General features: G+C 55.1%; 21 protein-coding genes and 1 tRNA gene. 15 read left to right on the forward strand and 7 right to left on the reverse strand.

The features are described from left to right. The first annotated feature begins 149 nt into the window (after positions 1-149). From EHN06_RS07155 to EHN06_RS07220, 14 genes are all read left to right on the forward strand, one after another. A complete protein-coding gene (locus EHN06_RS07155; RefSeq protein ID WP_228257426.1) occupies positions 150-1,244 on the forward strand; it encodes a WD40/YVTN/BNR-like repeat-containing protein in 1,095 nt (364 codons plus the stop codon). A 46-nt stretch (positions 1,245-1,290) separates the two neighbouring features. Next, positions 1,291-3,672: an efflux RND transporter permease subunit gene (locus EHN06_RS07160; protein WP_127331499.1), complete on the forward strand. Its 2,382-nt coding sequence runs from the start codon at positions 1,291-1,293 to the stop codon at positions 3,670-3,672. Between the two features lie 185 nt (positions 3,673-3,857). After that, complete coding sequence (locus EHN06_RS07165) at positions 3,858-4,838, forward strand: TAXI family TRAP transporter solute-binding subunit (protein WP_127331501.1); 981 nt, start codon at positions 3,858-3,860, stop codon at positions 4,836-4,838. Between the two features lie 84 nt (positions 4,839-4,922). Then, positions 4,923-7,523 (forward strand): TRAP transporter permease, encoded by a 2,601-nt coding sequence (locus EHN06_RS07170; RefSeq protein ID WP_127331503.1) that lies wholly within the window; start codon positions 4,923-4,925, stop codon positions 7,521-7,523. Between the two features lie 151 nt (positions 7,524-7,674). Next, positions 7,675-9,600 carry a threonine--tRNA ligase gene (thrS, locus tag EHN06_RS07175; RefSeq protein WP_127331505.1) on the forward strand — a complete coding sequence of 642 codons (1,926 nt, stop codon included), beginning with the start codon at positions 7,675-7,677 and terminating at the stop codon, positions 9,598-9,600. Next, a complete protein-coding gene (infC, locus tag EHN06_RS07180) occupies positions 9,597-10,142 on the forward strand; it encodes a translation initiation factor IF-3 (protein WP_164735649.1) in 546 nt (181 codons plus the stop codon). Before thrS ends, infC begins: the two co-directional genes overlap by 4 nt. A gap of 93 nt (positions 10,143-10,235) precedes the next feature. Further along, complete coding sequence (gene rpmI / locus EHN06_RS07185; RefSeq protein WP_007151842.1) at positions 10,236-10,427, forward strand: 50S ribosomal protein L35; 192 nt, start codon at positions 10,236-10,238, stop codon at positions 10,425-10,427. Positions 10,428-10,477: 50 nt separating this feature from the next. Continuing rightward, entirely contained in the window at positions 10,478-10,831 is a 354-nt protein-coding gene (gene rplT / locus EHN06_RS07190) for a 50S ribosomal protein L20 (protein WP_012138471.1), read from the forward strand. A gap of 152 nt (positions 10,832-10,983) precedes the next feature. Beyond that, the gene (gene pheS / locus EHN06_RS07195; RefSeq protein ID WP_127331509.1) at positions 10,984-11,982 is read left to right on the forward strand and encodes a phenylalanine--tRNA ligase subunit alpha; all 999 of its coding nucleotides are present in this window, start codon (positions 10,984-10,986) and stop codon (positions 11,980-11,982) included. Positions 11,983-12,042: 60 nt separating this feature from the next. Further along, positions 12,043-14,415 carry a phenylalanine--tRNA ligase subunit beta gene (pheT, locus tag EHN06_RS07200; RefSeq protein WP_127331511.1) on the forward strand — a complete coding sequence of 791 codons (2,373 nt, stop codon included), beginning with the start codon at positions 12,043-12,045 and terminating at the stop codon, positions 14,413-14,415. A gap of 3 nt (positions 14,416-14,418) precedes the next feature. Next, the gene (gene ihfA, locus EHN06_RS07205; RefSeq protein WP_127331513.1) at positions 14,419-14,721 is read left to right on the forward strand and encodes an integration host factor subunit alpha; all 303 of its coding nucleotides are present in this window, start codon (positions 14,419-14,421) and stop codon (positions 14,719-14,721) included. Next, positions 14,702-15,067: a MerR family transcriptional regulator gene (locus tag EHN06_RS07210; protein WP_127331515.1), complete on the forward strand. Its 366-nt coding sequence runs from the start codon at positions 14,702-14,704 to the stop codon at positions 15,065-15,067. The genes ihfA and EHN06_RS07210 overlap by 20 nt, the downstream gene beginning before the upstream one ends. A 119-nt stretch (positions 15,068-15,186) precedes the next feature. Next, positions 15,187-15,750, forward strand: a complete 564-nt coding sequence (locus EHN06_RS07215; protein WP_127331517.1) for an NADPH-dependent FMN reductase — start codon at positions 15,187-15,189, stop codon at positions 15,748-15,750. Positions 15,751-15,771: 21 nt separating this feature from the next. After that, positions 15,772-16,692, forward strand: coding sequence for a pirin family protein (locus EHN06_RS07220; RefSeq protein WP_127331519.1), 921 nt, complete (start codon positions 15,772-15,774; stop codon positions 16,690-16,692). A gap of 28 nt (positions 16,693-16,720) precedes the next feature. On the opposite strand, the gene EHN06_RS07225 is transcribed toward EHN06_RS07220, so the two are convergent. From EHN06_RS07225 to EHN06_RS07240, 4 genes are all read right to left on the reverse strand, one after another. Continuing rightward, a complete protein-coding gene (locus tag EHN06_RS07225; RefSeq protein WP_206075739.1) occupies positions 16,721-17,341 on the reverse strand; it encodes an SCO family protein in 621 nt (206 codons plus the stop codon). Continuing rightward, a complete protein-coding gene (locus tag EHN06_RS07230; protein WP_127331521.1) occupies positions 17,338-18,180 on the reverse strand; it encodes a cytochrome c oxidase assembly protein in 843 nt (280 codons plus the stop codon). The genes EHN06_RS07225 and EHN06_RS07230 overlap by 4 nt, the downstream gene beginning before the upstream one ends. Positions 18,181-18,338: 158 nt before the next feature. Next, positions 18,339-18,415, reverse strand: a tRNA-Pro gene (locus EHN06_RS07235). Positions 18,416-18,527: 112 nt separating this feature from the next. Further along, positions 18,528-20,171, reverse strand: a complete 1,644-nt coding sequence (locus EHN06_RS07240; protein ID WP_127334377.1) for an FMN-binding glutamate synthase family protein — start codon at positions 20,169-20,171, stop codon at positions 18,528-18,530. Between the two features lie 245 nt (positions 20,172-20,416). Between EHN06_RS07240 and EHN06_RS07245 the strand changes: the two genes are divergently transcribed. Then, the gene (locus tag EHN06_RS07245; protein ID WP_127331523.1) at positions 20,417-22,006 is read left to right on the forward strand and encodes a BCCT family transporter; all 1,590 of its coding nucleotides are present in this window, start codon (positions 20,417-20,419) and stop codon (positions 22,004-22,006) included. 73 nt (positions 22,007-22,079) lie between these two features. Here the strand turns inward: EHN06_RS07245 and EHN06_RS07250 are convergent, their stop codons facing one another. The 3 genes from EHN06_RS07250 to EHN06_RS07260 are packed head-to-tail and all read right to left on the reverse strand — an operon-like array spanning position 22,080 to position 25,335. Then, positions 22,080-23,030, reverse strand: a complete 951-nt coding sequence (locus tag EHN06_RS07250) for an alpha-L-glutamate ligase-like protein (RefSeq protein ID WP_127331525.1) — start codon at positions 23,028-23,030, stop codon at positions 22,080-22,082. Beyond that, positions 23,030-24,547, reverse strand: coding sequence for an inactive transglutaminase family protein (locus EHN06_RS07255; RefSeq protein WP_127331527.1), 1,518 nt, complete (start codon positions 24,545-24,547; stop codon positions 23,030-23,032). Before EHN06_RS07255 ends, EHN06_RS07250 begins: the two co-directional genes overlap by 1 nt. Further along, complete coding sequence (locus EHN06_RS07260) at positions 24,544-25,335, reverse strand: ATP-dependent zinc protease (protein WP_228257427.1); 792 nt, start codon at positions 25,333-25,335, stop codon at positions 24,544-24,546. Before EHN06_RS07260 ends, EHN06_RS07255 begins: the two co-directional genes overlap by 4 nt. Positions 25,336-25,438 lie beyond the last annotated feature (103 nt).

The raw sequence follows: 25,438 nt of genomic DNA on the forward strand, positions 1-25,438 counted from the left end.
ACGTTTATGGCATACGGCTGGTATGCGGCACGTTAGAGACACAGTTTAAATAACATACAGAGACACAGTTTAAACAACACAAATAGGCAATCTGAATGGCTACAAGATTGATGTGCAAAACTCTGGGTGCGGCTTGTCTTGGAGTATCCATGGCATTGTCCGCTCCCTCGGTGTTTGCGCTGGCAGATATTATTGAAACTCCATCACGGCCAACCGATCTGGCGCCGCAGTCACTGCTTAACGATGTGACAAAAGCCGGCGACAGGATCGTCGCAACGGGTGAGCGGGGCCATATCATTTACTCGGATGATGAGGGACAGTCCTGGGAACAGGCGCAGGTGCCTGTTTCCGTCACCATGACCGGCATTGATTTTGGTACCGAGCAGCATGGTTGGGCAGTCGGCCACAGTGGGGTGGTACTGCATTCGGACGATGCTGGTGAGACCTGGGAACTCCAGTTAACCGGTATCGAAGCAGCGAAGCTGGCAATTGAAACCAAGCAGGAGCAGATTGCCGAGCTTGAGCAACAGATCGAAGAGGCGCCGGAAGAAGAGAAAAGCGATCTTGAATGGGCGCTGGATGATCTGTTCTTTACGTTGGGCAATCTGGAGGCCGATCTTGAAGTTGGCCCTGTGAATCCATTGCTGGACGTCTGGTTCGAAAATGAGGACCACGGCTTTGTCGTCGGCGCCTATGGCATGATTCTGCGCACCACCGATGGTGGCGAAACCTGGCGCGACTGGTCCACGCAAATTGATAACCCGCAAAGCTTTCACCTCAACGGCATTACCCAGGTGACCGGTGGCGCCATCGTGGTCGTCGGTGAAGCCGGCAATATTCACGTATCGGTCGATGGCGGGGATACCTGGGAGCGTCGTGAGAGTCCTTATTCGGGGTCACTCTTTGGCGTTGTTGGTACCGGTGAGCCCAATGAAATGCTCGCATTTGGCCTCCGTGGCAACAAGATGCTCTCAACGGACCTGGGGCAATCCTGGGAAATGATCCCCAATGACGCAGGGGCAACCCTGAACAGCGGCATGGTCGCGGACGACGGGCGTATCACTCTGGTTGGGAACGGCGGTGCTGTTCTGCTTAGCACTGATGGTGGTGAATCCTTCCGCCCATATTTCCGCGATGACCGCGAAGGCATCATGGCGGTTGTTCCTATCTCGGGAACCAACCTTCTGATTGTTGGCGAGGGTGGCGTTAAGTTCACCGACGCTCGTGGCAAGAACCTTCAATAACGCCCTGATGTGGCATCAACAGAACAGATAATAGAGGGGCTTTTGAATGTCGAACCCGAAGCACGACAAGGGCGAACATTACCTGACGACACCGAAGGCAGAACCGTTTCTTGAACGGCTGATCTTCAACAATCGGGCTATCATCCTGATTGCATTCTTTTTCCTGACGTTGTTTCTGGGATACAACGCCATCAAGATCCAGCCGGATGCCAGTTTCGAGCGGATGATTCCGCTGGAGCATCCCTACATTGTGAATATGCTGGATCACCGGGACGACCTGGAGAACCTTGGGAACTTCGTACGTATCGCCGTGGAAGTGAAAGAGGGCGATATTTTCACCAAGGAGTACATGAAAACCCTGAAAGAGATCACCGATGAGGTGTTCTACCTGAACGGTGTCGATCGTTCGGGGCTGAAGTCACTGTGGACCGCGAACGTACGTTGGGTTGAAGTGACAGAACAGGGCTTCCAGGGCGGGACTGTGATCCCTGATGGCTATGATGGCTCCCGCGACAGTCTGGAGGCATTGCGTCAGAACGTTCTGCGTTCCAACGAGGTTGGCCGTCTGATTTCGGACAACTTCCGTTCCACAATCGTGTACGCACCGCTGTATGAAAATAACCCGGAGACCGGAGAGCCTCTGGACTACGGTAATTTCTCCCGTCAGTTGGAGGAAAAAATCCGTGAAAAATACGGCGCGAATAACCCCAACATTGAAATCCACATTGTTGGCTTTGCCAAGAAAGTGGGCGACCTGATCGAAGGCATTGGCGCCATTGCCTACTTTGCCGGCATCACGATTCTGCTGACCACGCTGCTGTTGTACGGATACTCCCGTTGTATCGCGGGCACACTGGTACCGGTGTTTTCGTCCATCGTTGCGGTGTTCTGGCAGTTGGGCATCCTCAGGCTTCTCGGCTATGGTCTGGACCCCTATTCGGTGCTGGTGCCGTTCCTGGTGTTTGCTATCGGTATCAGTCATGGTGTTCAGGTGGTTAACGCTATGGCGATCGAAGCCTCCAAAGGGTTCGATCCAATTACCGCTGCACGTCTTGCTTTCCGGGCCCTCTACATTCCGGGCATGCTGGCGTTGATCTCGGACGCATTCGGTTTCCTGACCCTGCTCTTTATCCAGATTGACGTCATCAAAGACTTGGCAGTCGCCGCTGGCCTGGGTGTTGCCATCGTGATCATCACCAACCTGGTCCTGCATCCGCTGATCATGTCCTACATCGGCATCACCAAGGGCGGTATCCGTCATGTGCAGAATCATGGTGAGAAACAGGATCGCAAGTGGCGGGTTATGTCCTATTTCTCCCATCCTGGTGTCGCACCGGTTTCACTGCTGATTGCGGTCATCGGTCTGGGGGTCGGGCTTTACTACAAGCAGGGCCTGAAAGTAGGGGATCTGGATCAGGGAGCTCCCGAGCTCCGTGCGGACTCCCGCTATAACAAGGACAACGCCTACATCATCGATAACTATTCCACCAGCGCTGACGTTCTGGTGGTGATGGTGAAGACGCCCGAAGAGCAGTGCACCCAGTACAATGTGTTGCGTGCCATGGATAGCCTGCAGTGGGAGCTGCAGAATACGCCCGGTGTGCAGTCATCCGCGTCGCTGGCGGATGTATCCAAGATTGTGACCAAGGCGCTCAACGAGGGTAACTGGAAGTGGTACGAGATTTCCCGCAACCAGACCATTATCAACGCGTCTATCCGTGAGGCTCCGGCTGGGCTGATCAATACCAACTGTGATCTGACGCCTGTGCTGGTGTTCCTGGAGGACCACAAGGCCGAAACGCTTAAGACGGTTGTAGATCGGGTCGAGGAATTCGCGGAGAAGAATAGCAACGAAGAACATACCTTCCTGTTGGCGGCAGGTAACGCTGGTGTTGAGGCTGCCACCAACGAAGTTATTTCCAGTGCCAAGAACATGATGCTGGCCTTCGTTTACGGCGTCGTCAGTTTGCTGTGTTTCCTGACCTTCCGTTCGATCCGTGCCGTAGCGTGTATCGTGATTCCTCTGGGCCTGACTTCGATCCTGTGTGAGGCGATCATGGCGGTGTCCGGTATCGGTATCAAGGTAGCGACCCTGCCGGTCATCGCGCTGGGTGTCGGTATCGGTGTCGACTACGGCATCTATATCTATAGCAAGCTGGAGAAATTCCTGTTGGAAGGCAAAACGCTTCAGGAGGCGTATTACGAGACTCTGCGTTCAACCGGTAAGGCAGTTATCTTTACCGGCGTGACCCTGGGCCTCGGGGTGGTCACCTGGATTTTCTCTCCAATCAAGTTCCAGGCGGACATGGGCTTCCTGCTGTTCTTCATGTTCTTGTGGAACATGGTCGGGGCCATCTGGCTGCTGCCGGCACTGGCGCGTTTCCTGCTGAGGCCGGATCGTATGCTTGCCAAGGCACGGTCGAAGTAATAAACCGCTTCGACCTCTGACCCAAAAGCCCGCAATGCGGGCTTTTTTGTTTCCCGGTCAACTGGTTAGGCAGCTAATGCAACCTTTATTTATGGTGCGAAGTGGTCTATGTTTCAAAACGAACCGGAAGTTTGTCCGTATGTGGATGCGGGCACCATATGATAACGACGAAAAAGGAAGATCCCATGACACTAAAAATCAAAAGCTCCGTTCTCGCGCTTGCTGCCGCCGTTAGCCTTGGCGCCGCTTCCTCGGTAGTTTCTGCCCAGGAGCAGCGGTTTGTCACCATTGGTACCGGTGGGGTAACAGGCGTCTACTACCCGGCCGGTGGTGCGATCTGTCGTCTGGTAAACATGGACCGGAAGGAACATGGTATTCGTTGCTCGGTAGAGAGCACCGGTGGTTCTGTCTACAACCTGAATGCCATCCGTGAAGGCGAACTGGATCTGGCGGTTGCCCAGTCCGACTGGCAGTACCATGCCTATAACGGTACCAGTGAGTTTGAAGGCGCCAAGAATGAAAAACTGCGGGCGGTCTTCTCGCTGCATCCTGAGCCTTTCACCGTTGTTGCGAGCAAGGGTTCCGGCATCAAGACCTTTGAGGACCTGGAAGGCAAGCGCGTGTCTGTCAGTAACCCCGGTTCTGGTCAGCGGGCCACTGCCGAAGTGCTGATGAAGGAAATGGGCTGGGGCATGGACAAGTTTTCCCTGGCCGCTGAAATCAAGGCCGCCGAACAGTCCCAGGCGCTTTGTGATGGCAACATCGATGCCTTCTTCTATACCGTTGGCCACCCATCCGGTTCTATCAAGGAAGCAACCACTTCGTGTGACAGCGTATTGGTCAATGTGGACAATGCCGCGACCAAGAAGCTGATCGACGAACACCCATACTATCGTAAGGCGGTCATTCCTGGTGGCATGTACCGTGGCAGTGATGACGACGTAACGACCTTCGGTGTTGCGGCGACTTTTGTCTCTTCCACCGATGTGCCGGATGATGTTGTGTATGCAGTCGTCAAGGCTGTCTTCGAGAACTTTGACAGCTTCAAGCGCCTGCATCCGGCGTTCAACAACCTGAAAAAGGAAGAAATGGTATCCGATGCGCTTAGTGCCCCCCTGCATCCGGGTGCGGCGAAATACTATAAAGAAGCTGGCCTGATCGACTGATCTGTCTGCGCCTCAACACGGCGGGCCACGTGCCCGCTGTGTTGTCTCTTCAGCGATTAATCTTTCACGTAACAGGAACTTTTTATGGCAACGAGCGACCCGGCAAACGGGACTGGCGTGAATGGCGGAAATGTAGAGCAGATTCTGCAGACAGAAACCGGGGGCAGGGTAAGTAGCGGAAAAACGGCCATTATTCTCTTCATCATTCCTCTGGTGTGGTCATTGTTCCAACTCTGGATCGCGTCGCCACTACCATTTATTTTCAATATCGGAATTTTCAACTCGACGGAAGCACGCTCCATTCATCTGGCCTTTGCCGTGTTTCTGGCGTTTACTGCGTTTCCCATGATCAAAGGGCGCAATCTTCATAGTGTTCCATTTTATGATTGGGTGCTGGCGTTAGTAGCCGCATTTTGTGCGTCCTATCTGTATGTCTTTTATCGGGAGTTGGCCACCCGGCCCGGGGCGCCAACAACGACGGATCTGTGGGTCGCACTGATTGGCCTGGTATTGCTGCTGGAGGCAACCCGGCGCTCGCTCGGCCTTCCCCTGACCATTGTTGCTGCTGTATTCATCACTTATTCCATCGCCGGGCCCTATATGCCCGATGTGATTGCCCACAAGGGCGTCAGCCTCAATAAACTGGCCTCTCATCAATGGCTGGGTACCGAAGGGGTTTTTGGTGTGGCACTGGGTGTCTCCACCAGTTTCGTTTTCCTGTTTGTTCTGTTTGGCGCCCTGCTCGAGCGGGCAGGGGCCGGTAACTATTTTATAAAAGTGGCTTACGCGTTACTGGGTCATATGCGTGGCGGTCCGGCCAAGGCCGCCGTGGTGTCCAGCGGTTTGAGCGGCGTGATTTCGGGGTCTTCGATTGCGAACGTTGTGACCACTGGCACATTTACCATCCCATTGATGAAGCGGGTCGGGTTCCCTGCGACCAAGGCAGGTGCTGTGGAAGTGGCTGCCTCCACCAACGGTCAGCTTACGCCGCCGATTATGGGCGCTGCTGCGTTCCTGATGGTGGAATACGTCGGCATTTCCTATCTGGAAGTCATCAAGCACGCCATCCTGCCAGCGCTGATCTCCTATGTTGCCCTGATCTACATCGTCCACCTCGAAGCCTGTAAGTTGAAAATGAAAGGTATCGAACGGCTGGACCGTCCGACGCTTGCCCAGCGAATGCTGAACTGGGTGGTCCTGCTTATCGGCCTGATCGTGCTGACACTGATCGTCTATTACGGGGTCGGCTGGATCAAGACCTGGCTGGGTGAAGGGGCGCCCTGGCTTCTTGGTCCTCTGCTTCTTCTGGTCTATATCGGACTGGTTGGATACGCTACCCGTTTTCCCGAGCTTGAGATTGACGACCCCAGCAAGGCGATGGGGGATTTGCCACCGGTTGGGCCTACCGTCAAAACGGGTCTGTATTATCTGTTGCCGGTTGTTGTCCTGGTATGGTGTTTGACCGTAGAACGTTTCTCGCCCCAGTTGTCAGCCTTCTGGGCGACGGCGTTCATGATTTTCATTGTACTGACCCAGCGGCCCCTGAAAGCCTTCTTCCATAAGCAGGGTGCGTTCTTTGACAGCTTCAAAACCGGGATCGTCGACCTGGGGCATTCACTGGTCACCGGCGCGCGCAATATGGTTGGTATCGGGGTCGCCACTGCGACAGCCGGTATTGTGGTTGGCACCGTTACCCTCACGGGGATTGGTCTGGTGATGACGGAATTCGTGGAGTTCCTGTCTGGCGGCAACCTGCTGTTGATGCTGATCTTTACAGCGATTATCAGCCTGATTCTGGGGATGGGGTTACCGACCACCGCAAACTACATTGTAGTGTCGACTCTGATGGCGCCGGTCATCGTTACCCTGGGAGCGCAGCATGGATTGATCGTTCCCTTGATCGCCGTCCACCTGTTCGTGTTTTATTTCGGCATACTGGCAGACGATACGCCCCCCGTGGGGCTGGCAGCCTACGCGGCGGCCGCAATATCCGGAGCTGACCCGATCCGAACGGGGGTTCAGGGTTTTACCTACGATATCCGGACGGCCATTTTGCCATTCATGTTTATCTTCAATACCCAGTTGCTGCTGATTGGACTGAGCGGGTGGCTGGACCTGTTGATTACAATCTTCAGTGCGGTCACCGCGATGTTGGTATTTTCGGCGGCTACACAGGGTTTCTGGTTCACCAAGAGCTATAAGTGGGAATCAGCACTGCTGTTGCTGATAACCTTTACCATGTTCCGTCCCGGCTTCTGGTGGGACATGATCTACCCGCCCACAGAGGATCGTCCGGGGGCCGAGATCATGGAATATGTTGAAGAGACTCCGGCTGATAAGGCTATTGTGGTCAAGGCAACGGGTATGTCCATTGACGGTGACGAGGTTAGCAAATACCTCAAACTTGAGGTGCCAGCCGGGGATACGCCGGAGCAGCGGTTGGCGGCAACTGGCCTCGAATTGCGGCTGGATGGTGACAAAATGTCGGTTGACTTCGTCGAGTTCGGAAGCCCGGCACAGGATGCGGGAATAGACTTCGGCTGGACTATTGATGCCGTCCAGGTTGAGCTTGATCGCCCGCCCCGGGAAATCATGTTTATCCCTGCACTGGCCCTGCTCGGTCTGGTGGCTTTCGGCCAGTTGCGGCGCAAGAGCCGGGAAGACGCTGCGGCCGCACCGGGCTGAATGCCTGCTCTGTTTGAAATGCCCGGCATTAACCTGCCGGGTTTTTTTCTGTTAAACTCCGCTGCGAATGTGGCCCGTGGTTTGTATCGCGGATTGCCACCAACATGTGATCTTTGGTACGGATCACCGCTGAGACCCACAGGAGATAATCATGCCCGTAGTAACCCTGCCGGACGGCAGCCATCGCAGTTTTGCCGAAGCCGTTACCGTTCATGACGTTGCCGCCGATATCGGCGCCGGTCTTGCCAAGGCCGCATTGGCCGGTCGTGTTAACGGCAAGCTGGTGGACACCAGCTACCAGATTGAAGATGACGTTGATCTCGCGATCGTAACGGAGCGTGATGAGGACGGCGTTGATATTATCCGTCATTCCACTGCCCACCTGCTTGCGATGGCAGTGAAGGAACTGTACCCCTCGGCCCAGGTCACCATTGGCCCGGTGGTCGACAACGGTTTCTACTACGATTTCAAGTTTGATCGCCCATTCACCAACGATGATCTCCAGCGCATCGAAAAGCGCATGGAAGAACTGGCAAAACAGGATATTCCGGTCTCCCGATCCGTGATGTCCCGCGAGGAAGCGGTCAGGCTGTTCGATGAGATGGGCGAGGAATACAAAGTCCGCATCATCGAGGACATCCCCGGTGATGAAGACCTGTCTTTCTACCGTCAGGGCGATTTTATCGATCTTTGCCGGGGGCCTCACGTGCCGAGTACCGGCAAACTGAAGGCGTTCAAGCTTACCAAGGTGGCGGGTGCCTACTGGCGGGGTGATACCAGCAACGAACAGTTGCAGAGGGTGTACGGTACTGCCTGGGGTAACAAAAAGGACCTGAAGGCCTATCTGCATCGCCTGGAAGAGGCGGAAAAGCGGGACCATCGCAAAATCGGCAAGAAGCTGCACCTGTTCCATATGCAGGAAGAGGCGCCGGGCATGGTTTTCTGGCACCCGGATGGTTGGTCCCTGTACCAGGAGATCGAGCAGTACATGCGTGATATCCTGCATCGTCACGGCTATAAGGAAATCAAGACGCCGCAGGTGGTTTCCCGTGCGCTCTGGGAAAAGTCCGGTCACTGGGACAAGTTCCACGATGACATGTTCACCACCGAGTCCGAAAAGCACGACTATGCCATTAAGCCGATGAACTGCCCGTGCCATATCCAGGTGTTCAATCAGGGGCTGAAAAGCTACAAGGATTTGCCACTGAGACTGGCGGAGTTTGGTTCCTGTCACCGCAATGAAGCCTCTGGTGCGCTGCACGGGCTGATGCGGGTTCGCGGGTTCACCCAGGATGACGCTCATATCTTCTGCGAGGAAGATGCGATCCAGGAAGAAGTGTCCCGCTTTATTGACCTGCTCCACGAGGTGTATAAGGATTTCGGCTTTGACCAGATCCTTTACAAGCTCTCGACCCGTCCCGACAAGCGGGTAGGTTCCGATGAAGTCTGGGATAAGTCGGAAGCAGCCCTGGAAGAAGCGCTGAATCGGGAAGGTGTGGATTGGGAACTGTTACCGGGTGAGGGGGCGTTCTATGGTCCAAAAATTGAATTCTCCCTGAAAGACTGTATCGGTCGGGTATGGCAATGCGGTACCATTCAGGTCGATTTTTCCATGCCGGGCCGCCTTGGCGCCCAGTATGTGGCCGATAATTCCGAGCGCAAGACGCCTGTTATGCTGCACCGGGCGGTCCTCGGGTCGTTCGAGCGTTTCATTGGTATTCTCATTGAGGAGTACGAAGGCGCATTTCCGACCTGGCTGGCACCAACCCAGGTAGCGGTCCTCAATATCACCGATAATCAGCGTGATTATTGTCAGAATCTGGCGAAAAAGTGGGATTCTTTGGGCTATAGGGTTAATGCTGACTTGAGAAACGAGAAGATCGGCTTTAAAATCCGCGAGCACACTATTAATAAAGTTCCTTTTTTGGTTGTTGTCGGTGACAAGGAAATCGAGAACAACGCCGTTGCAGTGAGAACCCGCAAAGGTGAAGATCTGGGAACTATGTCGCTTGAAGCGTTTGAACAGCTGTTGGCTGATGACATTCAACGCAAGGGCAGAACCAAAACGGAGATCTGATTATTAAACAGCGAGCGAATCGGGGTGGGCGCACACCTAAAGCGCCGATCAATGAGAATATTGACGCAACTGAAGTCCGCCTGATCGATGCCGAAGGCAATCAGGTCGGAATTGTTCCGATCGAAGAGGCTCTCAAGCAGGCCGAAGAGGCGACTCTTGATCTGGTACAGGTTACGGATTCCGATCCGATCGTCTGTAAGATAATGGACTACGGCAAGAAGGTCTTCGAAGAGAAGAAGGCCAAGGCGGCTGCCAAGAAGAAGCAGAAGCAGACGCAGGTCAAAGAGCTTAAGTTCCGTCCAGGAACTGAAGAAGGGGATTATCAGGTCAAACTACGCAACCTGGTACGTTTCCTTGAAAACGGGGATCGCGGCAAGATCACGATTCGTTTCCGCGGCCGTGAGATGGCACACCAGGAAATCGGTATGAAGCTCATGAGCCGGATCGAAACGGACATCGAAGAGCTTGCAACGGTTGAGATGCGGCCGAAAATGGAAGGCCGGCAGATGACCATGATCGTGGCTCCCCGCAAAAAGAAGTGAACCTGATCGGGTGACGATCCCCCGCGAAGCGGGGGATTTGTCGTTCAGGGGCACATTGTTGTGTATTTAAAATAGAATGCGGAGTTTTAAAAAATGCCTAAGATGAAAACCAAAAGCGGAGCCACCAAGCGGTTCAAGAAAACCGCCACCGGCTTCAAGCACAAGCAGTCCTTCACCAGTCATATCTTGACCAAGAAGAGCCCCAAGCGTAAGCGTCAGCTCCGTGGTACCAAGCTGATTGCCAAGTCTGATGTGGCTTCCATCAAGCGTATGACAGCGTGCTGATTCAGCCGCTAACCATTCCTGCAAAGGTTTAAAGGTAGAAGGATTAAAGTATGGCTCGTGTAAAGCGTGGCGTGGTCGCACGTCGTCGTCACAAGAAGATTCTCAGTCAGGCCAAGGGTTATTACGGTGCGCGTAGCCGCGTTTATCGTGTAGCCAAACAGGCGGTTATCAAGGCCGGTCAGTATGCGTACCGCGACCGTCGTAACCGCAAGCGCGCATTCCGCGCACTGTGGATTGCCCGTATCAACGCGGGTGCCCGCGCCAACGGCCTGTCCTACAGCCGTCTGATCGCTGGTCTGAAGAAGGCTAACGTTGAGATCGATCGTAAGGTTCTGGCCGATCTGGCCATGAACGAGCAGCAGGCATTCGCTGCTGTAGTTGAGAAAGCCAAAGCGTCCCTGTGATCGCTTAAGCTCTTTCATCGATTACTTATCGATCCGGACGCTTCCATGTTTTCATGGTGGCGTCCTCTAATAGGGGAAGGGCGCGCTCTTCCCCTATTTTTGTTTACAGATACTTGTTTTAGTACTCCCATTTCTGGTTTGGAGCAGGGTCAATGGAAAACCTGGAGCAACTGGTTCAGGACGGGTTGGCTGCGGTAGAAAGCGCTGACAGCTTGCAGGCACTTGATCAAATTCGTGTTGAATACCTTGGCAAGAAGGGTGTGATCACCCAGCAGGCAAAGACGCTGGGCAAGCTGTCCGCCGAAGAGCGCCCCGCTGCCGGCCAGAAGATCAACGAGGCCAAGGGCCAGGTAGAGCAGGCCATCAATGCCCGCCGTTCAGACCTTGAACGCGCCGCGATCGAGCAAAAGCTGGCCAGCGAATCCATTGACGTTACGCTACCGGGCCGGGGCCAGGACCTGGGTGGGCTCCACCCGGTGACACGTACCCTGCAGCGTATCGAGAATTTCTTTTCCCGCGCGGGCTATACCGTGGAGCAGGGTCCTGAAATCGAAGACGACTATCACAACTTCGAAGCCCTCAACATTCCCGGTCACCACCCCGCCCGTGCCATGCACGATACCTTTTATTTCGATCCCGGTACGTTGCTCCGCACTCATACTTCACCGGTGCAGATTCGTACCATGGAGGCAGGTAAGCCGCCGTTCCGCATGATTTGCCCGGGGCGGGTCTATCGCTGCGACTCCGACATGACCCATACCCCGATGTTCCATCAGGTGGAAGGGCTGCTGGTCGAGAGGGATGTCAGTTTTGCCGACCTCAAAAGTACGGTTGAAGAATTCCTGAGGGTGTTTTTTGAGCGTGATCTGGAGGTCCGATTCCGGCCGTCCTACTTCCCGTTCACCGAGCCGTCCGCGGAAGTGGACATTGAGTGGGGGCGTGAGGCCGACGGTAGCATCAAGTGGCTGGAAGTCATGGGCTGCGGCATGGTGCACCCGAAAGTATTTGAACACTGCGGTATTGATGCTGAAGAGTACCGTGGCTTTGCCTTTGGTCTGGGCGTTGAGCGTCTGGCCATGCTTCGCTACGGCGTCAACGATCTGCGTATGTTTTTCGAGAACGACCTGCGCTTCCTGCGCCAGTTCCGATAACTCAACGATCATCAGGTAATCCAACTCACAGGCAAACCGCATCAGGACAAGGCAAATACCATGAAATTCAGTGAACAGTGGCTGCGCGAATGGGTTAACCCGGCACTCAACACCCAGGAGTTGATGGACCAGATCACCATGGCGGGTCTGGAAGTGGACGGCTTCGAGCCGGTCGCGGGGAAATTCAGCGGTGTTATTGTCGGGGAAGTGGTCTCCGTCGAGCCACACCCGGATGCCGACAAGCTCCGTGTCTGTCAGGTCAACAATGGTCAGGAGACGGTGCAAGTGGTTTGTGGCGCGCCCAATGTGCGTGACGGGCTCAAGGTTCCGTTTGCCGTCGTGGGTGCGGTGCTCCCTGGTGATTTCAGGATCAAGAAAGCGAAGCTGCGGGGTCAGCCTTCCGAAGGCATGCTGTGTGCCGAGTCGGAGCTGGGGTTGTCGGATAACCATGACGGACTGATGGAGCTGCCCGAAGATGCCCCCACTGGCCAGGATTTGGCGGAATACCTCAAACTTAACGACGTGACCATTGATGTCGATCTGACCCCCAACCGTGCGGACTGCCTGTCCATCAAAGGGATCGCCCGGGAAGTGGGCGTGCTTAACAGTCTGGTGGTTGAAGAGCCGGGTATTGAAGCGGTGGAAGCGGTCCACTCGGAAGTGCCGGATATCGCCGTGAAAGCTCCGGCTGGTTGCCCTCGCTACCTGGGGCGGGTTCTGCGCAATGTGAACCTGCAGGCAGAATCCCCATTGTGGATGCAGGAAAAACTCAGGCGCTCCGGTATCCGTTCTATCGATGCGGCGGTGGATGTCACCAATTACGTCATGTTGGAGCTGGGTCAGCCCATGCACGCCTTTGATCGGGATGAGATCAAGGGAGGCATTGTCGTGCGTATGGCGGAGCAGGGTGAAAAACTGGTGTTGCTGGACGGTCAGGAAGTGGAACTGACGGTCGATACCCTGGTCATTGCAGATCATGAAAAACCTGTGGCCATCGCTGGCGTTATGGGGGGCGAGCATTCCGGCGTTAGTCCCAAGACCCGCGATCTGGTGCTTGAGGCTGCTTATTTCGACCCTATCACTCTTGCCGGCAAGGCGCGCCATTATGGCCTGCATACCGATGCCTCCCACCGTTTTGAGCGGGGCGTGGATTACCAGCTAGCCCGTGAAGCCATGGAGCGTTGCACGGCGCTGTTGATGGACATCGTCGGCGGAGAGCCTGGTGAGATTGTTGAAGTCGCCAGCGACGGGCACCTGCCGGCGGATCGCACGATTGACCTGCGGGAGCAGCGTCTGGCCGATGTGCTCGGCCTTGCCATTGACCGTACCAAGGTCGAGGAAATCCTGACACGGCTGGGGCTGCATATCGACAAACTGTTGAAAGACGGTTGGCAAGTGCATGTGCCCAGTTTCCGGCCAGACATCTCCATTGAGGAAGACCTGATTGAAGAAGTTGGCCGAATCTACGGTTACAACAACCTGCCGGTCACCGAACCGGTAGGTTCCCTCGGCCTTCGTCCGGAGGAAGAGGCTGTTCGCCCGGTGTCTGTTATTCAGAATTATTTTGTTGCCTGTGGCTATCAGGAAGCCGTGACCTACAGTTTTGTGGATCCCAGGGTTCAGCAACTGATTGATCCGGAACGTGAAGGTATTGAACTGGCGAACCCGATCTCCGCGGACCTGTCGGTGATGCGTACCAGCCTGTGGAGCGGATTGCTGAAAACCGTGGCCCATAACCAGAATCGGCAACAACCACGTATTCGCCTGTTCGAAACCGGCCTGCGCTTCCTGAAAGATGGTGATGCCATCGACCAGCAGCCCATGCTGGCGGGCGTCGTGGTCGGCTCTCAACTGCCTGAAAACTGGGCGAATGGCCGCAGGGCCGCTGATTTCTTTGATGTTAAGGGTGAGCTTGAGAGCCTGTTCCGACTTCTGGGGATCGAGGTTCAGTTTCTGGCCAGTCAGCACCCGGCGCTACATCCGGGACAAACGGCGGAATTGGTCCGGGACGGAGAGCATGTTGGCTGGCTTGGCACGTTGCATCCACAAGTTCAGAAAAATCTTGAACTTAATGGCGCGATCCTGATGTTTGAGCTATCCTTGAATTCGATCGTTTCCGGATATGTGCCTAATTTCAAAGAAATTTCAAAATTCCCTGAAGTTCGGCGAGATTTGGCTATTATTATCGGAAACGATGTGGCGTTTGCCGATGTGGAGCGTGTAGCCAAAAAGCATGCCGGCGAGCGCCTGACGGCGTTGCGTGCGTTTGATGTCTATGAAGGCGAAAGCCTGGGTGAAGGTAACCGCAGCCTTGCACTGAGCCTCTTCTGGCAGCATCCTGATCGCACGCTCAACGAAGAAGAGGTGCACTCACTCTTCAACGGTGTGATTGACGCATTGAAGGAAGAGTTGGGAGCAACACTGAGGAGTTAAGAGATGGCGGCTTTGACGAAAGCGGAAATGGCCGAGCGCTTGTACGAGGAACTGGGCTTGAACAAACGCGAAGCCAAGGAAATGGTTGAAGCTTTTTTCGATGAAATCAGGGGCGCACTCAGCCATAACGAACAGGTCAAGTTATCCGGATTCGGCAACTTCGATCTGCGTGACAAAAAGCAGCGGCCGGGACGGAACCCGAAAACGGGTGAGGAAATACCAATCAGTGCACGGCGCGTCGTTACGTTTCGTCCAGGACAGAAATTAAAGCAGAAAGTAGAAACGTATGCTGGAACCGAGTCATAACAACGAACTACCCGCTATCCCGGGTAAGCGCTATTTCACCATTGGCGAGGTGGCTGAGCTTTGTGCTGTCAAAGCTCACGTACTCCGTTACTGGGAACAGGAATTTCCCCAGTTATCACCGGTCAAGCGCCGTGGAAATCGCCGCTACTACCAACGGGCGGACGTTATTACCATTCGCCAGATCCGGAGCCTGCTCTACGATCAGGGGTATACCATTGGCGGCGCCAAGCAAAAGCTGAGCAGCCATGAGGTAAAAGACGATACCTCGCAATACAAGCAACTGATCCGGCAAATGATAACCGAACTGGAAGACGTGCTTGATGTGTTGAATGCGCCCTTGCGGTGATCGCTGCAGGTCAGACAAAAAACCGAAGGTACGCCTTCGGTTTTTTTATGTCTGCCTCTGGCATCGACTATGCTGATGAATGTTGCCGCGCTTTAAACAGAAACAAAGGAAGCAGGATTATGGCCTTGAAGCTTCACACTATTATCTGCAGCACTCGTCCAGGGCGCGTGGGCCCTTCGGTTGCCGCCTGGTTTAATGACTTTGCCAACGGGCAGGGGCAATTTGAGAGCAGCCTTGTCGACGTGGCTGACTTTAACCTGCCAGTCTATGATGAGCCCCGGCATCCGCGTATGCAGCAGTACGAGCATGAACACACGAAAGCCTGGTCCCGGAGTGTTGCCGCGGCAGATGCCTATGCGTTTGTGATCCCTGAATATAATTACTGTCCTTCTCCTGCCTTTATCAATGCGCTCGATTATGTCTACAGCGAATGGAACTACAAACCCTGTGGCTTTGTGAGTTACGGAGGTGTCTCTGGTGGTTTGAGATCGGCACAGGTCTCAAAGCAACTGGTCACGACCCTGAAAATGATGCCGATGGTCGAGGGTGTCATGGTGCAGATGCCGTGGGACCTGATAGACGATAATAAAACCTTCAACGCCTCTGAGCACCACGAAAGCTCGGGCAAGGCCATGCTGGAAGAGATGGCCAAATGGGCTGAAGCCCTCAAAGCCATGCGTTGAATCAATGAAAGGAGAGAGGTCGTGAGTAATATACTGGCGGAAGCCGAGCAGGCGTGTAATGCAATCGAATCCCCTTGCAGTGCTGTTGAGCTGATTCTGACGCCCAGAGAAACCGATCTTGGCGGCTTCTCCGTCAGGCGCCTGTTGCCCACGGCGAAACGGAAAATGGTTGGCCCCTGGATATTCTTCGATCATATGGGACCGGCACATTTCCCCGCGGGGCAGGGGATCAATGTGCGGCCTCATCCGCACATTGGCATCGCGACCGTCACGTACCTGTTCGAAGGGGAGATCCTGCACCGGGATTCCCTGGGAAGCCTCCAGCCCATCCGGCCGGGTGATATTAACCTGATGGTCACAGGGAGCGGCATGGTGCATTCTGAACGTGAACGTCCGGAAGTGACAGCGACGGACCATACGCTCCACGGACTTCAGCTCTGGCTGGCTCTGCCAGAGCATGAAGAGGAGATTGAACCGTCATTCCATCACTACCCGAGTGAGGACATTCCAGCGGTGACGGTGGGCGATGTGCCGGTGAGGGTCATGATGGGGAGTGCCTACGGCGTGACATCCCCGGTCAGGCTGTTCTCCGACACCCTGTACGTTGAGGCCCACCTACAGCCAGGGCAGACCCTGACCCTGCCAGAGGCAGAAGAACGGGCGGTCTACGTTGCCAGTGGTTCCCTGAAAGCTCAGGATACCGAGCTGCCTGCGCAGTCCATGACGATCTTCGCCAACCAGCCGGGTATAGCGGTAACGGCCGCGGAAGAATCGCGTATTGCGCTGATTGGTGGAGAGCCTCTGGGTAAGCGGTTTATCGAATGGAACTTTGTGTCCAGCCGCAAGGAGCGTATTGAACAGGCCAAGAGTGACTGGACCGAGGGCCGCTTTGATAAAGTGCCCGGGGATGAAGTGGAGTATATCCCGTTGCCCCGGAGGTAAGGGGCACTCTGGCCGCCGCTACAAATCGTCAGGAGTTTTCACTGGCCAGTGCAATCAGATCCTGGCGTATCTCGTCTGCACTCAGCTCCGGTCTGAGCAGCAGGCGGGCTTTGCCCTCCCGGTCAAAGACATACACAGCGCTGCTGTGTGAAACCGCGTAGTTGCCATCAGCGTCGGGCTCGTCGTAACCGAAGGTGGTGCGATAACGTTTGGCCAGTTCACGTAGCTCTGGCTCATCACCGGTCAGACCTACAATCCGCTTACCGAAAAATTCGACGTAACTGGCCAGGCGTTCCGGCGTATCTCTCTTGGGGTCGACGCTGACAAACAGGGCCAGCGTCCGGGACTGCAGTTCAGGTGGCATGGCTTTTATAGCCTGGCTGAGCTTCTGGAGTGTCGTTGGGCAGACATCCGGGCAGGAGGTGAAACCGAAAAACAACAGCCGTATCTGTCCGTCCAGCTCTCCCGCCCTGACGGTTTCGCCCGAGGTGTCTGTCAGCTCAAACGCCAGTTCTGGCATCAGGCCCTGAATGTCCTTGCCGTGCCATGACTCTTCCTCTCCCAGACAGCCCCCCAGCATAAGAATTGTGACTAGAAGCAGGGGCAGGTTAAGCCATGAATTAAGGTTTGCCGGAATGTGGACATTCATGGAGTCGTCACCTTGAGCGGGGTGGAGCGGGTTGGGTATTTACCGTCTTCGTGCATCGCCCGTCGCAGGATGATCAGAATACCAAGGATGCTCATCATGGCGGGCGGAATCCAGGTCAGCAGCCCACCGATCAGTTGGTCGGTTTCCGATGCCATGGGCCATGCCCGGCCACACACTTCGTAGACGTCGTACACCATGCCCCGGGAAAAGACGATGGTGGCCCCGAGGACCATCTGAGGTATCGCGACCAGCGCCAGGATCAGCATGCGCTTACCATAGCCCAGGACGGCGCTGAGGGCCGGAGAGCGGGGGTCAAAGATCAGCCACCAGAAGAGCAGGCCATCAAGCAGCATGCTCCAGTTCATGATCCAGTAAAGGTTACGGCTCAGCATCGCGTCGAAATGAATCGGCGGCCATAACCAGAAATAGATCAGGCCCACGAACAGCACGGAGGCAATCAGCGGCTGCTGGAGGCATCGATACACCAAACCGACGGGTTTCAGGGCGCCTCTAAGCCCGGGACTTATCCGGTCGTACCAGAAGCGCATCACCGGTAACGGGTTGGATAATGCAATCAGGAAAGGGCCGAGATGGTGAAGGATCAGGTGTTGGCCGCGGTGGACGAAGAACATGTACTGGGAGTAGTAATCAAAACGGGTCTGCATAACGCCGTAACAAAGCATCACACCCAGAACGAAGGTTATTATCCGACCGGTGCCCGGCCGCTCACCTGCGGGCATACGGAGGACGCCATAACCATAGAAGCTCAGCACCAGCATATAGCTCAGTATGGTCAATGGCGAGAAATCGTAAGGTGCTACATAGTCAAAAATGGACATGAGAGCGCCAGCAAGTAGAACGCGTTGGTGTTTTTGTTAAGGATTCTGAGTGTTGCCGGAAATGAAATGAATTACAAGATGGTGGTGTCTGAAAAGCCGGACTGTGTTTCAGATACAACAAAGCCCGGACCTTCCGGCCCGGGCTTTGTTTGAGGAATTGGTCGGGACGGCAGGATTTGAACCTGCGACCCTCTGCACCCCATGCAGATGCGCTACCAAGCTGCGCTACGCCCCGAAATGCTATTGGCCACAGAGAAACTTGGGAGAAATCTCAGTGGCTTAGCGGGATCGAAGTCTACACCAGCCCAAACCAAAAATAAACAGGCTTTTGGTGTTTAAGCTGGATTTTAATGGAGCTTGGTTTCCCGTAGCTTGACGATGAATGCCGGTGGGCCAAAGGTATCCGGCCGGGCTTCGGGCCAGTACTTATCGAATACGCTCAGGCCGGTTTTACCTTCCAGTAAGGCGCCCGGCTCCAGGAAGGGCAGCATATCCATATAGGACTGGACCTCGGTCTTCGAAGTGCGTTGAATGATGTGCTCTGGCCCCAGTTCGGACGGATGGTTCAGGCCGGAGGCTTCAAGCAGGTGCTGCAGGGCGTCCAGGGTGTTTTTGTGATAGTTATAGACGCGGTGGCTTTTGTCCGCGACATCGAGCTTGCTGCTGCGACGGGGATCCTGTGTGGCAACCCCGCTGGGGCAGCGTCCGGTATGGCAGGTCTGGGCCTGGATGCAGCCCAGGGAAAACATGTAGCCCCGGGCAGCGTTGCACCAGTCTGCACCGAGAGCGAGGGTGCGGGCAATGTTAAAGGCGGTGGTGATCTTTCCCGCGGCGCCAATGGCAATGTCGTCGCGCAGATTAGTGCCTACCAGAGTGTTGTGCACCAGTAGCAATGCTTCCTTCATGGGCATGCCCAGGCGGTTGATGAATTCCAGCGGCGCGGCACCGGTGCCTCCTTCACCCCCATCCACCACGATGAAGTCCGGCTTCTTTCCGGTTTCCAGCATAGCTTTGACGATGGCAAACCATTCCCAGGGGTGGCCGATAGCGAGTTTGAAGCCAACCGGCTTACCCCCGGACAGCTTCCTCATTCGTTCGATGAATTCCAGCATTTCTATAGGGGTACTGAAGGCCGAGTGTTTTGCCGGAGACACCACATCTTCACCAACGGGCACCCCTCTGGCTTCGGCGATTTCCGGTGTCACTTTAGCGCCGGGGAGAATCCCTCCATGTCCGGGCTTTGCCCCCTGAGACAGTTTGAGTTCTATCATTTTGACCTGCTCCAGGGTGGCATTCTTAACGAACATCTCTTCGTTAAACGTGCCGTCCGGATGGCGGCAACCAAAGTAGCCAGAGCCGATTTCCCACACCAGATCCCCGCCCGCTTTACGGTGGTAACGGGAAATCGAGCCTTCTCCGGTATCGTGGTAGAAATTGCCCATTCTGGCGCCGGTGTTCAGGCTGAGGATGGCATTGGCAGAGAGAGAGCCAAAACTCATGGCTGAGATATTAAACACGCTGGCACTGTATGGCTTATCGCACTGCTTACCAATAAGAATCCGGAAATCGCTGTCGTCCAGTTGCGTCGGGAGCAGGGAATGGTTCATCCATTCGTACCCTTGCTCATACATGCTCAATTGGGAGCCGAAAGGGCGCTTGTCCAGTACGTTTTTGGCGCGTTGGTAGACGAGGCTTCGTTGTTCCCTGGAGAAGGGGCGTTCTTCGGTGTCGGATTGGATAAAGTACTGGCGGATCTCCGGCCCAATGGACTCCAGGAAGTAGCGAAAATTGGCGAGGATGGGGTAGTTTCTGCTGACAGTGCGGCGGCGTTGCATCATGTCCCGTATGCCGACAGCTGTGAGCACACCGAAGATAAGAGGCAGCAGGTACCATCCCTCCAGAAAGATACTCAGTGGCGCGGTGATCAGCAGCCCCACAATGCTCAAAGCAAAAGCGGTGTATCTCAGGGGGAAGGTCGTGGTTTTCTCCATGGCGTCCTCTCTATTCATTCATCGATTGCCGTCTTCTGGCCAGTGTACTTGGTCACGGTACAGATCCATCAATCCTATCAGACGATTTTCCTGCGACAGCGGCGTCTGGCAATTTGGTCTATGCTCAGGGAGTGGCGATTGTGAGATGTGTCTTTGATGTTTTGAATTCAAGGCACTAGACTTACGTTCCTGTAAAGCTTTGAATCTTAATTGTTAGTAATCATTCTGAACGGGAGACTCCAACCGTGGGCGACGTTGTAAAAGACGAGTACCAGACGGATTACGTCGCGGGCCAGGATAATGTAAATCCTTTCGGCCTCGACCTGCATGCACCGGTATTCCCGATCACGGCGATATTGGTGGTGGTTTTTGTTGTCGGGACGCTGATGTTTCCGGCCGAATCAAAAGAAATGCTTGATGGTGCGAAATGGAACATCATCGGGACTTTTGACTGGTTCTTCCTGATCAGTGCCAACATTTTCGTGGTGGTGTGCCTGGCACTTATCTTCATGCCGGTTGGGAAGATCCGGATTGGTGGTATGGATGCCAAACCTGACTTTTCCACCATCTCCTGGTTCGCCATGCTGTTTGCGGCAGGTATGGGGATTGGCCTGATGTTCTGGGCTGTGGCGGAGCCAACGGCCTATTACACCGGTTGGTATGAAACGCCCTTTAATGTAGAGGCGAACACGCCCGCAGCCCATGAGATGGCGATGGGTGCCACCATGTACCACTGGGGTCTCCACCCCTGGGCCATCTATGCCATCGTTGCTCTTTCCCTGGCATTTTTCGCCTATAACAAGGGCATGCCGCTGACTATCCGCTCTGCGTTTTTCCCACTGCTGCGTGACAAGGTCTGGGGTTGGCCGGGCCACATTATCGATGTGCTGGCCGTGCTTGCGACTATTTTTGGTCTTGCAACATCCCTGGGTTTTGGTGCCCAACAGGCGGCCTCGGGTCTGGAGTATCTGTTCGGGATCTCGTCCGGTATCAATGTTCAGATGGCCATTATCACCGGTGTTACTGCAGTTGCCCTGGTTTCCGTGCTGCGTGGCCTTGATGGCGGGGTGAAGGTGCTGAGTAACTTCAACATGTCGCTGGCGGGGATCCTGCTGTTCTTCATTATCTTTGCTGGTCCCACCATGACCATCATTGAGACCCTGTGGGTGACTTCCTCGACCTATGTGGCCAATATTGTTCCATTGAGCAACCCGTTTGGCCGCGAAGACGAGGCCTGGTTCCATGGCTGGACTGTATTCTACTGGGCGTGGTGGATTTCCTGGTCACCGTTCGTAGGCATGTTCATCGCTCGCGTTTCCAAGGGCCGGACGGTTCGTGAGTTCGTAACCGCGGTGCTGGTTATTCCGACCGTCATCACCGTCGTCTGGATGAGTGCTTTCGGTGGTGCTGCCCTCGAGCAGATCCAGCAGGGTATCGGTGCACTGGCGGAGAATGGCCTGACCGATGTGTCCCTGGCCATGTTCCAGATGTTTGCCAACCTGCCGCTGACTAACATTATCTCCTTTGTCGGGATCGTGCTGGTGCTGGTGTTCTTCGTGACTTCTTCGGATTCAGGTTCCCTGGTGGTTGACAGTATCACCGCCGGTGGTAAAACCGATGCCCCGACTGTCCAGCGTGTTTTCTGGGTAATTATGGAAGGCGCGATTGCCGCGGCGCTGATCTTTGGTGGCGGCGAGGATGCTCTTGGAGCTATTCAGGCAAGCGCGATTTCTGCGGGGCTGCCGTTCACCGCGATACTGTTGGTTATGACGTGGGGGCTGCTGAAAGGCCTGACCCATGAACGGAAACTGCTGATTGCCGAAGGCAAGCTGTGATTACTCGCGGCTGAATAAAAAACCGGAGCTTAAGGGCTCCGGTTTTTTTTGCCTTCAGTTTCTGGTTAAAGCTCTATCGTTGACTGGAAAAGGTTTCCATGGCGAATCTGGCGCGCTGCTCCGGGGTAAAGTGATGTCTCTTGAGGGCCTCAATAGCGCGCAGGCGAGGTAAAAGACCCCGACCATTCGCCATCTGAATGGCCAGCCCCGGGCGTGCGTTCAGCTCCAGTAGCAGCGGGCCCTCATTAATATCGACCACCAGATCTACGCCCATATAGCCCAAGCCGGTTGCTTCATAACACCGAGACGCCATGGTCAACATCTCTTCCCAGTCGGCTATATCAATGTTTTCCAGGGCAAGGCCAGTGTCCGGGTGCAGCGTGATTGGCCGGTTGAACTGCACGGAGTTCAGGCTTTTCCCCGTACCGATATCCAGACCCACGCCGACTGCGCCCTGGTGAAGGTTAGCCTTGCCGTCGGAGGCGGTCGTTGCCAGTCGCAACATGGCCATGACCGGGTAGCCCTGAAAAATAATAATGCGAATATCCGGGACCCCCTGGTGCGAGTACTTCGCCAGCCCCGGTATCGATTCCACCAGGTTCTCGACAATAGCAACGTCAGGCGTTCCGGCCAGGGAGTACAAACCCGCGAGTATGTTGGAGAGGTGCCTTTCAAGGTAAGCGGCAGGCACCCTGTCGCCGGATGCCTTGATAAACTCATCGCCGTCACGGCCCGTGAGAACCGTGATGCCTTTGCCGCCGGAGCCCTTGGCAGGCTTTATCGCAAAGCCGGTCAGGTCTTCCGCCATTTCCCGGAAGTGCGAGATTTCGTGCTGTTGACGAACAACTTGCAGCAGCTTGGGGGTTCTCACCCCGTATTCAGCCACCACCAGTTTGGTTTTGAGTTTGTTGTCCACTAACGGGTAGGATGTTCGCTCATTGTACCGGGAAATGTAATCCACATTTCTCCGGTTCATGTTGAGCATGCCCATCCGGTTCAGGGCACGGGGGGATATCCAATCCATCAGTCGTAAGCCTTCATCGGGGTGAAGCGACGAAGTTCACTCAGCTTGTAGCCGGTGTACTGACCCATCAGAAGAATAAGACCGAGCACGACGAAATGAAGCTCCGGGAAGTTGAAGGTCAGGTGCCGGGATAGCGGCGCATCCATCACCAGAAACGCGCAAACCGCCACAAACAGGCTGCCTGCTCCCTGTACAAAGACTTCATGGGCGCCTTCCTCTTCCCAGAGAATGGACATGCGTTCAATGGTCCAGGCGATGATCACCATCGGGAAGAAGGTCACGGTCATGCCTGTATTGAAGCCCATCTGGTAGCCGACAATACTCAAGCCGGCGGTGATGAATATCACCAGAATGATCAACGCGGATATTCGTGAAACCAGTAGCAGATTCAGGCTGGACAGATAGCCACGCATCAGCAGGCCAATGGAAACCACCGACGTGAAGGCAATCAGGCCCGGAAGCAGATTGGTCTGAACAAAAGCCACCGCAATCAGAACCGGCATGAAGGTGCCCGAGGTGCGAATGCCGATAACAATGCGCATGAAGGCAACCATGAGGGCGCCGAGCGGAAGCAGGAGCAGCATTCGGAACATGCTCTGTTCTTCCACGGGAAGCTGGTAGAGGCTGAGGAACCCAAATCCATTCTCTTCGGATTGTATTGCAGCCAGCTGCAGCGCAGGGATGGTTTGCCGCAGGATTGAAAAGCTGACACTGGAGTCGTCACCACCTACGACATCCAATAGGGAGGCCGCTCCCTGACGCCAGAGAAGCGTGTCCTCCGGCAGTCCCTGTTCTCCGGATTTGGGGTCAAACGTCAGCCACTCGTCACCGTTATAGATTTGCAGGAATGGTGTCAGTCCCTGGCGCCTTCGGGCATCTTCGAGCTTGAGACCATCGGCGGTTCTCGCGGGAATGCCCGCGTGGTTGAGCATGCGTACCAGGAGGTCCAAGTGGTTGGTTCCGGAGACCAGCAGTGTCGTGTTCTGTGCCTGGGTATCCGGTTGCATCAGCCGGATCAGCTCGCGGGTCATGCTTTCGGGCGTACTGGAGCGTTCTTCCGCCTGCATGAGGATTTCACGTACGGCGGTTGCCTGTGGTTCCTCCCAGAAAACGGAAACCGGCTTTGGCGCCCTGCGAGGGCGGTCCCGGTTTGCGTTTGGGTCGGGAATGAACTGGGTCTTGAAGTAAAGGGTTTGTGGTCCTGTCACGTTACGTTTGGACCATTCCGCTCTCCGGCTTCCATCCTTTTCGACGACGGAGAAGCCATAGCCCGGGGATGCAGCCTGCTCCGAGAGAATGCGGAAGCCCGGCGATTGCTCGGGGATGTTCAGGCTTGCCAGCACCGGTTCGTCCGATGCGTTGAAATCTATCCTGGCCTCAACCATCCAGACCGGGCGTTGTTCTCCTGTGAGCCAGGGTATACCTAACTCGACATGGCGCCAGATCGCCAGAGCCGTTCCGGCGACAATCAGCAGAGCAATGGCGGTGAAAAATGGAACTCGGGAGCGGGAAGTCACGAGTCATCCCCGTTGTTTTGGGTGAGTGATTCCGGCAGTTCGGTGGCAAACTCCTTGCCAACGTCAATAAGCATCATGTCACGAAGTATATTCCTGCCGATCAGGACATTGTGAGACAGGTGTCGGCGGTCGGTCAGGGTGAATTCCGCTACTTGTTGGTGGTCTCCGATGGCGAACTGGAGTTCAACCACCACTCGCCGGTCTGCTTCGTCCGCGCTGGACTGGATGATTCGGACGCGACGGGACACTTCTTTTTCCATGGTGATGTATTCTTCGCTGCCAGGAACCTGGACATCAAATCGAACCCAGTTATTGCCATCGCGTTCGAACTTGGTGATGTTTCGCGCATCAATGGATGAGGTCTCCGCGCCACTGTCTATACGGGCGTTATAAACGAGACCGGGGCCCGCCAGATAGAACTTTTCCAGTTCGCCGACAATAAGCTTGCCTTTCAACCTGTCTGCGCGGCCTTTTTCCTGCTGGTTGCTAACGGAGGGGCATGCTTGTGCCGTGACTGGAGGACACTTGGGTTTTTCGATTTTTTGTTCGATGGCCTCAAGGATGTTCCGGGTGGAGGTGTGGTTGAGTTCCACGAGCTTGTCGTGCCGGGCCGTGGCGTTTCCCTCCATGGTAACGAGAGTGGCGCGCTGAGACTGGACGGAACCGTTGAGCTTGTCCAGATTCTCCTTGGGCACCATTAGGTAACGGTCCGCTGAGCAGCCTGACAATACAAACAGAATAGCGAGAAAAGCCAGCGGCTTCCCGCATCGAAAACGCGTTGAGTACATCTAAAACCCCTGAACCTGCGAGCCCGTCAGTTGGTCAGCCTGGGCCCGCCATGAAGACCTGCAAATATCCGCAGTAAGATACCCGCAGGAGAAGTATACAACA

The organism is Marinobacter sp. NP-4(2019) (assembly GCF_003994855.1).
Taxonomy (GTDB): Bacteria; Pseudomonadota; Gammaproteobacteria; order Pseudomonadales; family Oleiphilaceae; genus Marinobacter.

Coding starts and splice junctions, on each gene's coding strand:
- EHN06_RS07250 (WP_127331525.1), bottom strand. CDS start 23,030: ATGGATTGGATATCCCCCCGTGCCCTGAACCGGATGGGCATGCTCAAC.
- EHN06_RS07230 (WP_127331521.1), bottom strand. CDS start 18,180: ATGTCCATTTTTGACTATGTAGCACCTTACGATTTCTCGCCATTGACC.
- EHN06_RS07215 (WP_127331517.1), top strand. CDS start 15,187: ATGGCCTTGAAGCTTCACACTATTATCTGCAGCACTCGTCCAGGGCGC.
- EHN06_RS07160 (WP_127331499.1), top strand. CDS start 1,291: ATGTCGAACCCGAAGCACGACAAGGGCGAACATTACCTGACGACACCG.
- rpmI (WP_007151842.1), top strand. CDS start 10,236: ATGCCTAAGATGAAAACCAAAAGCGGAGCCACCAAGCGGTTCAAGAAA.
- EHN06_RS07260 (WP_228257427.1), bottom strand. CDS start 25,335: ATGTACTCAACGCGTTTTCGATGCGGGAAGCCGCTGGCTTTTCTCGCT.
- pheT (WP_127331511.1), top strand. CDS start 12,043: ATGAAATTCAGTGAACAGTGGCTGCGCGAATGGGTTAACCCGGCACTC.
- EHN06_RS07165 (WP_127331501.1), top strand. CDS start 3,858: ATGACACTAAAAATCAAAAGCTCCGTTCTCGCGCTTGCTGCCGCCGTT.
- EHN06_RS07210 (WP_127331515.1), top strand. CDS start 14,702: ATGCTGGAACCGAGTCATAACAACGAACTACCCGCTATCCCGGGTAAG.
- thrS (WP_127331505.1), top strand. CDS start 7,675: ATGCCCGTAGTAACCCTGCCGGACGGCAGCCATCGCAGTTTTGCCGAA.
- EHN06_RS07170 (WP_127331503.1), top strand. CDS start 4,923: ATGGCAACGAGCGACCCGGCAAACGGGACTGGCGTGAATGGCGGAAAT.
- EHN06_RS07225 (WP_206075739.1), bottom strand. CDS start 17,341: ATGAATGTCCACATTCCGGCAAACCTTAATTCATGGCTTAACCTGCCC.
- rplT (WP_012138471.1), top strand. CDS start 10,478: ATGGCTCGTGTAAAGCGTGGCGTGGTCGCACGTCGTCGTCACAAGAAG.
- ihfA (WP_127331513.1), top strand. CDS start 14,419: ATGGCGGCTTTGACGAAAGCGGAAATGGCCGAGCGCTTGTACGAGGAA.
- EHN06_RS07240 (WP_127334377.1), bottom strand. CDS start 20,171: ATGGAGAAAACCACGACCTTCCCCCTGAGATACACCGCTTTTGCTTTG.
- pheS (WP_127331509.1), top strand. CDS start 10,984: ATGGAAAACCTGGAGCAACTGGTTCAGGACGGGTTGGCTGCGGTAGAA.
- EHN06_RS07155 (WP_228257426.1), top strand. CDS start 150: ATGGCATTGTCCGCTCCCTCGGTGTTTGCGCTGGCAGATATTATTGAA.